At 30.0% G+C, this 8,699-nt stretch carries 10 protein-coding genes and 1 pseudogene; 8 read left to right on the top strand and 3 right to left on the bottom strand.

The genetic code is table 11. The annotated features are described in order from the left end of the window. Both AS180_RS20305 and AS180_RS20300 read right to left on the bottom strand, forming a co-directional pair. Positions 1-208: pseudogene (locus AS180_RS20305) on the bottom strand (IS6 family transposase); the annotation flags it as partial. Between the two features lie 395 nt (positions 209-603). Next, entirely contained in the window at positions 604-1,029 is a 426-nt protein-coding gene (locus tag AS180_RS20300; RefSeq protein WP_025908212.1) for a hypothetical protein, read from the bottom strand. A 378-nt stretch (positions 1,030-1,407) separates the two neighbouring features. Between AS180_RS20300 and AS180_RS20295 the strand changes: the two genes are divergently transcribed. Beyond that, on the top strand, positions 1,408-1,764 hold the full coding sequence (locus AS180_RS20295) for a hypothetical protein (RefSeq protein WP_025908213.1): 357 nt from the start codon (positions 1,408-1,410) through the stop codon (positions 1,762-1,764). A gap of 111 nt (positions 1,765-1,875) precedes the next feature. Here the strand turns inward: AS180_RS20295 and AS180_RS22955 are convergent, their stop codons facing one another. Continuing rightward, positions 1,876-2,019: a hypothetical protein gene (locus AS180_RS22955; RefSeq protein WP_156413521.1), complete on the bottom strand. Its 144-nt coding sequence runs from the start codon at positions 2,017-2,019 to the stop codon at positions 1,876-1,878. Between the two features lie 411 nt (positions 2,020-2,430). Here AS180_RS22955 and AS180_RS20290 point away from each other — a divergent pair, with 411 nt between their 5' ends. The 7 genes from AS180_RS20290 to istA all read left to right on the top strand — a co-directional run. Further along, a complete protein-coding gene (locus AS180_RS20290; protein WP_062687421.1) occupies positions 2,431-2,697 on the top strand; it encodes a hypothetical protein in 267 nt (88 codons plus the stop codon). Positions 2,698-2,789: 92 nt separating this feature from the next. Next, a complete protein-coding gene (locus AS180_RS20285; protein WP_062687420.1) occupies positions 2,790-3,212 on the top strand; it encodes a hypothetical protein in 423 nt (140 codons plus the stop codon). Between the two features lie 160 nt (positions 3,213-3,372). Then, positions 3,373-3,543 carry a hypothetical protein gene (locus tag AS180_RS22950; RefSeq protein ID WP_156322663.1) on the top strand — a complete coding sequence of 57 codons (171 nt, stop codon included), beginning with the start codon at positions 3,373-3,375 and terminating at the stop codon, positions 3,541-3,543. A 247-nt stretch (positions 3,544-3,790) separates the two neighbouring features. Beyond that, a complete protein-coding gene (locus AS180_RS20280; protein ID WP_226373010.1) occupies positions 3,791-4,198 on the top strand; it encodes a lactococcin 972 family bacteriocin in 408 nt (135 codons plus the stop codon). Positions 4,199-4,260: 62 nt separating this feature from the next. After that, complete coding sequence (locus AS180_RS20275) at positions 4,261-6,417, top strand: DUF1430 domain-containing protein (RefSeq protein ID WP_025907754.1); 2,157 nt, start codon at positions 4,261-4,263, stop codon at positions 6,415-6,417. 1 nt (position 6,418) lies between these two features. Beyond that, positions 6,419-7,036: a putative bacteriocin export ABC transporter gene (locus tag AS180_RS20270; RefSeq protein WP_025907755.1), complete on the top strand. Its 618-nt coding sequence runs from the start codon at positions 6,419-6,421 to the stop codon at positions 7,034-7,036. Between the two features lie 484 nt (positions 7,037-7,520). Continuing rightward, a partial coding sequence (gene istA, locus AS180_RS20265; RefSeq protein WP_226373009.1) for an IS21 family transposase occupies positions 7,521-8,699 on the top strand: 1,179 nt, incomplete at its 3' end.

The raw sequence follows: 8,699 nt of genomic DNA, 5'->3' as shown, positions 1-8,699 counted from the left end.
TAAGATGACGTCGTACTCGCTCATCTAATTCAGGACCATACTGGTGAACCCAGCGCATGATCGTTGTATGAGCAATCGATAGTCCGCGTTCTTCCATCATTTCGACTACATCACGAAAACTGAGATTGTACCGTAGGTACCATCTTACGGTTAATAAAATAATATCAGGTTGATACTGTTTCCATTTGAATAGATTTTTCTTTTCCATACTGATCACGTCCTTCTTTTAGAATACTAGTATCAGTTTGTCCAAGTTTGGGAGATTACCTGCAGATATTTTGAAGTTTTTGCACCAGAACCTTTTTATTCAGTAGATATTATTAAACACCCACTTTTATAATGGCCATGCTTAAATAGGTGACGAGCTTGTGACAGAAAAAATTTTATATTTTATTGGAGATAAATTTTCTTTAGAGTGCTACTGAAGTGAAAAAATAAAGGAAACATTTATTTTTTAGTGGAGCAAAACAGTTCGTATAAGTATATGTAATTAAGTGGACGTTCGTAATTGTTTTTTAAACTTAAACGAACGATAAAATTCATAGATTTCCTATATAAATAAATCGTTCGTAAAAGTATACGTTTACGAACTGTTCTTTTTTATCATTTGAATGTAAAGACTTTTCTTATGCTCAAATTATTATCTCTATACAAAGAAAATTGGTATTTTCCTGCAGAGAGTTTCCCTGGACTAATTTTAAATTCGTAACCCGAAGTGGCCTCGTCATTAGGAATAGTTTCTTCCATCAAAACATTGCTCTTATCCCTGATATTAGCCAACTTTAGTACAAATTTTTTATTTTGTTTTTCCTTTTCCGAATTGTCTTTAAAATGTGTAGAGACAATTATCTCCTTGTTTCGATCCACTTTATTTTGTGGATCAATAATTCGTTGAGATTCATCATTTGTTTTATATCCTATTTCTATATTATCTCTTTTGATTTCTCCATCGTCTTTGAGTACAAAAAAGAAAAAAGCGATAGGAATTAATACAATAAATAAAACCAAAAACCTTTTACATTTTGACATATAAATTACCTACTTTGTTATATTATAGTAGATTTATACCATAATAACGTTTTATTCACAACAGTATATACAAAGGAGCTTTTAAAGGTATTAGAACATATAAGTCCGGAATTTTATATTTTTTTGAAGGTCTTTTTCAATTTTAGGATAATGTCACAGGTCTATGAATATTTTCTTACGGTTAAAGAACCGATAATCATTGTTATTTGAGGTGTAGGTAGTACAAGGTAAAGTAAACTAATTGGGAGTTTCATAATAGGAAACAAAGGAGTATGAATTTCTAAATAGCAAACCACTTAACTAGACAAATTATTGAAAAAACATCATATTTATAAGTGTTGTGTTTGAATATAAACTAGTTAAAGGGGTTTTACTATATTGAAGTTAGTTTGTAAAAGTTGCGAAATGGACATTTCTAACGTATTAACAGAACTAAATGACACGAGCTTACTCAAAGAGGAAATGGAGGAAGATTATATTCCCCAAGGTTATTTCTTAATCGTTGATGAAGATGATGAAGTTGATAAAAAAGGTACAATTATTATAAATATGAAGGACCTAATCAATTCTAAGCATCATCCAGATGGAGATCGTTTAAACGGATGCTGCGGTTTAGATGGTTTAGACGGTATGAACAGAGTCTGTTTAAATGGTCATGACATTGGTACTGAGAATTCAGATTGCTGGATGCCGCATTACATAGCTATAAATCCGAATACGACGAGCTTTATGTAGAGCCTTTCCCATTCCTTCATTGGAGAAAAACAACTGTTTTTTAGCGTTGATGTAGGAAATAAGGTTTTGTGACAACAACAACGACAATTAAAATCCCTAGAATATTTGTTTCTAAGGGATTTTTATTTCCGTTTTACGTATTATCGTTAAGTTAGGTTCAACTTGCTTCTGCATTTCAAGCACAATCTCTTCAAAATCTATTTCATCATACTTACTCATATTCATAATACTTCCAAACAGTAAACTCAATTTCATCTGTAGCATCAGTAAAGTTCCTTATGTACAAGAACAAAATAAAAAGCAACCTCGACAATTGGCAAGCGAGGTTGCTTTTTATGCTCGTTGAAGAATGAATGCTACAACGACTAAATTATATCATATTTTACCAATAAATATATATATTTCTTGTTTTTGCATATGTATAAAAGAAGCGCTTTTTATACATTCTTTCTTCAACCACACACCTGAAGATCATCGTCATATCAACGATGTATAAAAAGCTGCATAAACCATAAATTTAAAAAGCAAACGAACCCTTGTGTATCAAGGGCTCGTTTTTTTCATGTGTTCCGGAAAGAGGTATTATGTAAACTTGTTTTGTATATAGTATGCATAGTCATTTATGTGCTGATATCTAATAAAATGTGAATATGGGAAGGTGATCAGATGGAGGAGTTTAAAGATTTACTGTCTTACGGTATTTTAATGAGGCCAACTTCTTATTCAAAACTAAAATTAGCGATAGAAGAATTAACATCTGAAGAGTGGTTTAGAGATTTATATAAAGTCCCATCTTATAATACTGTTATTTGGAAGAATAACAAGATTAAAAAAATCCTTTTAGATCCTAAAAGATTAAAGATGATAAAGAAAAATCAACAGCATTCAATGGACTTTATTAATTTAGTCAAAGAACTAGAGTATACACGATAAATGGACTCTTATATATGTGTGCGGAGAAGACTTTTTATTTCCAAAAATATAAATATGTTACAATTTATTTATAGGTTATAAGGAGGGATTTGTTGAAAAAGATATTGTTTATTCTATTGTTTCTTGTCTTCTTTGCTTTTATATTTTATTATGCTTATACTTCTAAAACCTACAACTTTGACGACATTGTAAATATTGATAAAAAAAGTATTACTAAAGTTGAAATAAAGCATGATGATAAAGTCTATATCCTAAAAAATAAGAGAGAAGTTAATCGTTTCGTCAATGCACTATATAATGTGGAAGTGAAAAAATCTAAAAGTGGCGCTTCTGGTAAAGGATCTAGAGAGTCATATTGGGTAAGGTTGTTTAAAAATGATAAAGAATCTTACGGATTAACTATTTATGATAACCATTATTTAGACACATACCACTTTTCTGATAAAAAACTTAACCAGTATAAAATTGTAGAGACGAATAACTTAATGTCGCAGTTAGAAGATTTAAGCAAATAAGCGTAGTTGATTATTTATCCCAACTACGCTTATTTGTTGTTCCTAGAATATGGATTATGGTAACTGGAAATGAATATAATATATAACGTTAATTTAATCCATTTTCTGATAAAATAGTAATTAATAGTAATGTTATTGCCTGATGAAGGAGTGGATTAGTATGTCTGATAAAGAGAAAAAAGAATCAGAAATTGAAAAACCTAGCCTAGATAGAGCAGGTATGAGGTCTTATATGGGGAACCCAGAGAAATTCGAGTTCTCGCTTTATGGAGTTTTAATGGCCTGTGTGCCTTTAATAATAGTCGGAATTTTTATTTGGTATAACTGGTAAAGAGCTTGGATCAATTGATTCAAGCTCTTTTTTGCTACCGGTAACACACATTATGTTAACTAAGGTTGTATATAATATTCATTTTTTCTTTTTATAATATACGTTATAAAAAAGCTGAAGATGGAATAAATCACTGCTTAGTAGTGACTATTTCACCTTAAAATTATAAAAAAAGGAAAATAATCATATATTTTACAAATAATATAGGTTATTATAATATTTGTAAAAAAAAGGAGGATGAATTATAATGAAAAGTATTAAAAAAGGAATTGTAGGAATTTTATCAGTAGGAGTTTTATCTATCCCTTTGACAACTGGAGCTTTTGCAGCACAAGATTCTAATGGTAATTACGAGATTGTACAGCAAGAAGACAGTCTGACATCTAGCTTTGTAGCTGATCCTAAACCATCTGGATCTTTCTCTACTTTAGGAGTAACTTCAGGGAAGATGGATGGTGGGTATTGGATTCGTGGTAAGAAGGATGATAATGTTTATTCTTCATATAAGCATTATAAAAAACAGGGAAGAGCTAGTGTGGTAAATGGAGAAGGCGATGTTGGTGATGGAGGATGGAAATCCGCAGGTACATATAGTACAGCTAAGAAAAAGTGGACATCTAAAGGTACAAATAAAGCTTACTATGATAATAAATAATAAACACAAAGAATAGGGATATTTAATATCCCTATTCTTTTTAGGAAGGTCTGTATATACTAGTGAAGAAAATTATTGCATTTCTCGTTTTTTTACAATTATTACTATTTTCTGTTTTTACATTTAACCTTTTTAATGAATATAAAACCTTTGAATTATTATATAGCAATTCATCTAGTATATTAATTAAAATGCCCGATGGAAAGTATTCTAAAAATGGACTTATTGATTATTTAAATAAGATATCAAAAGAAAAAGATATTAGTATTTCTAGGTATGTTTTTCAAAATGAGAATAATTTAAGTGTTTATACTACTGACCCTACTTTAAATGGGAAAGTTTCTTTGAGAGAAGGGAAATATCCTAAGTTAGCAACAAAGCAGTTTATATCTATGATAGACACTCATAGTAAAAATCAGATAGGAATTATAAAACAAGCAAATCCTAATTTCACTATTACAATTAGAAATCTTACAGTTTCAGATAACTTTGGTGAGGAAGGTATTTATTATTTAGGTACTAGTGATAGGTCTAAAGTTGAACAAATTATTTCAGGTATAAATCAAAATGTAGCTCAAGCAGAAATTATAGATAATGCAAACCAGTTTAGTTTTAGTAACAATACTACTTTATTACTGAGTATTATAATCATTGCTGTTTGTATTTTAATTGCTTTTTCTTACTATTTAGTGAACGTATTAAGAGTCATATCTATATTGAAAATACATGGCTATAACCTTAGTAAAATAATATTCTATATACTTAAAGATATTTCTAAGCCACTACTAATATCTATCATTTCCAGTTATCTTGTGTGTGTTCTGTATTATTGCTTGAATTATAGAACAGACTATTTAGGAGAACTGAGTTTTCTTTATTTACTATATTCGTCTATTGTATTTTTATTTTATCTATTGTTTCTAGTTATATGTCTTTACTTTACGGTTAATAAAATAAGTATCACAAATTCTATAAAAGGTAAAAGGAATTTCACCCTCTTAACTTTTGCTAACTATCTGTTAAAACTGATATTCCTTTCTTTCTTATTATTTTCTATACACCAACTTATACATAATATGAATGAGTTAGAAAGTAAAATGACAAACTTATCAGCATGGCAAAAAACCCAAAATTTATATGCAACTAAGGTAGCGTATACTGGTCAAGGAAATCTTAAAAATGAATATAGAACAAATAAGAAATTAAAAGGTTATTACATAGATTTAGAGGATAAGCATAATGGTTTTTTAATGGATGCATCGAATTACACATATGTAGGTAGTGAACCTGTATATAAACTTAATACAAATAATGGTAATACCTCCATTTCTCCGAACGGAAAAAGAGTTACTATTAATAAAAATTATTTAAAATATAATCCGATTGAAGCAAGTAAGGGAACGATAAAAGAACAGATTAAAAACGATGATACTATACTTAACATACTAGTTCCTAATAATTTAAAACCATTTGAGAAAGAAATAGTTAAACAATATAAAGAATACTTCTATTTTCAAAAAGTTTCAGTTGCTAATATTTATAATAAAGAATTAAAAAAGAATTTAAATAAAACAAAAATAGATGAATTAAATATAAATATTATTTATGTTAAAGACCATCAAAAATATTTCACATTTAATCCAGAGTATGGTGAAGAAACAGGTTATTTTATTAATGATCCTATAGCAATTGTTGATGTGGGTAATTTTGATAATTCGTATTACCTTTCTTACCTTTCAAGCTATTTTTATTTCTATTCTGATAGTGGAGATCCATATAATACTTTACTTCCTCTTATAGAAAAAAATAACGTTCAGTCTTCTATTCAACGGGTAGTATCTATTTATGATTCACACGGCCAAGAAATTCAAGACTTAAAGATGGAAAAGAAGATGAATCAGGTTATAATATTAGTTTTAATTCTATCTAATCTTATTGTTACTTTTAATATTATTGCTAGTTATTATAGGAAAAATAGAATGAAATTGTATATTAAGAAGTTATTTGGATTTAGTTCAATAAGAAGCAATTGGAGAATAATTTCTATTCTATTCTTAATTAATTTGATTCCAACCATTATTTTATCTCTATTATTTAATGAACCAATATTTTTAGCCTTTATGTTCATTGTAATAGTCTTAGAATGTATTTTAATGATATTTGTTGAAAAGATATTATTTAAAAAATCTCTTAACTCAATTATTAAAGGAGAAAGATAAATTGCTAGAATTAGTTAAAATCTCTAAAAGTTTTAAGAATAAACAGATTATCAGTGATTTTAGTTTAAGTGTTAAGAGAGGAGAATTTATCTCTATAGTTGGTGAAAGTGGTAAAGGTAAAACAACACTCTTAAATATTATTGGGTTATTAGAAGATGTAGATAATGGAAAAGTAATTATTGACGGTAATGATAATATCACTAGGAAAGAAAAGATGCTTTTACAAAGATATAAGATAGGATACTTATTCCAGAATTATGCGTTAATAGAAAACGAAACTGTAGAAAAAAATTTATTAATAGCCCTTGCTTATAGAAAAAATATTAATAAAAATGAGGAAATAAGAAAAGCGTTAGATACAGTGGGCCTTTCTGGATTCGAAAAAAGGAAGGTATATGAATTAAGTGGTGGAGAACAACAAAGAATTGCTTTAGCAAGAGTTATTTTAAAGAAATGTGATTATATATTAGCTGATGAACCTACAGGAAATTTAGATATTAATAATAGAAACATGATTTTTAATATTCTTGAGGAACTAAATAATCAAGGTAAAACTATTATTTTTGTAACACACGATCTAGAATTAGCTAATAAGACAAAGAGAACAATAAATTTATAAAAAAGATTTCAAACTTATTATTGCTTGAACTTCTTAGAGTTGCTAAAAAAATACGAATAATAAAAAAAGACCATCTTTTGTATATAAGGTGGTCTTTTTACTTCTTATAATCCGTTTTATGTTAACTAAAATAAATATATTATGGGTCATATTTAAACAAAAAAGAACCTTTTTAAAAGGTTCTTTTTTATACACATCATTGAGTCATTTTATTTAATATAAGAGACTTTATAACTGAACTCTTTGTTTTTAATTCCCTTAGCAATAGAAATAAATTTTTCCTGATTTATATTGCTATTCTCTCCAAGGTAGTTTGAAGATAAAACATAAGCAAATTCATCTGTTTTGAAGCGAAATATGTAAAAATTCTCTTCTATTTTGTGTAATCAACGATTGTAAAATACCCAATAACAACGGTTTTAAATTCCCCAAAAATAACAGATAATCGTTTCGAAACAAACATCAAAGATGGAGTGAAGAAACGGTGCTGAAGATTGGGGAGTTTTTTATGATTAGAGAGTTATTTCAGAAAGGGTGGACGAAAACAGCCATTGCAGAAGCAACAGGCTTCGATCGTAAAACGATCAGCAAATATCTAAAAAGCAATCAGTTGCCGGAACGTAAGGCAAGCGAGCAGCAGAAAGAGAGTAAGCTCGAACCCTATAAGTCCTACATCCTTCAACGAGTCAAAGAAGGAACAACCAACTGTGTCGTACTGTTAGAGGAAATTCAAACGATGGGTTACGAGGGGAAGATGACAATTTTAAGAGACTTTGTTCGTCCTCTTCGTCAACAGCCAAAGAAACAGGCAACCTTACGGTTTGAAACACCACCAGGGAAACAAGCCCAAATGGATTGGGCGTACGTGGGAAAATACTTAGTGAGTGGCAATCTGCAAGACATTTATGCATTTGTGATGATATTAGGTTATTCCCGAATGAAGTACGTAGAGTTTACAACCAACATGAATCTCGAAACCCTCATGAAGTGTCATATGAATGCTTTTTCTTACTTTAATGGGGTACCAGAACAAATTCTCTATGATAATATGAAAACCGTTGTAATCAAGCATAGTCCTGTAGAGATTCGTTTTAATCGCAAGTTTGAGGATTTCTTAGCCTACTATGGGATTGTGCCAAAAGCCTGTCGTCCTAAACGTCCGCAAACAAAGGGGAAAGTAGAAAGAACCATTAAGTATTTGAAAGATAACTTCTTTCAGCGAAAACACGAACCAACTTTACATGCATTAAATGAAGCCGTACGTACATGGTTGGATCAGATAGCTAACAAGAAAACCAATCAGACTACTAATGAGTCACCATTTCAACGATTTGAGCAGGAACAGAAGTTCCTGCAGATATGGGGAGTGAAGCCTCTGTTTCCCACTTCACATTGGGAAACCAGAGAAGTCAGTCGGGACTGTGTGGTGTCGTACCGCGGAAAAAGGTATTCAGTTCCTTACCGTTACGCTGGACAAATGGTTAAGATTAAAGAAACACTCGATCATCATTTAGAGATTTACGATGAACGTGAATGTATCGCAAAGCATCCGGTTCTTACAGGAAAAGCAACTACTCATATCCGAATGGAACACTATGATGGGCTACATACAAAAGAAAAAGGGCAGAAAGCGAAGAACGTTGAAGATTTGGCGACCGACGGT

The organism is Priestia veravalensis, assembly GCF_001457055.1.
In the GTDB taxonomy this organism is placed as follows: domain Bacteria; phylum Bacillota; class Bacilli; order Bacillales; family Bacillaceae_H; genus Priestia; species Priestia flexa.
This window is presented reverse-complemented; position numbering and strand designations above follow the sequence as displayed.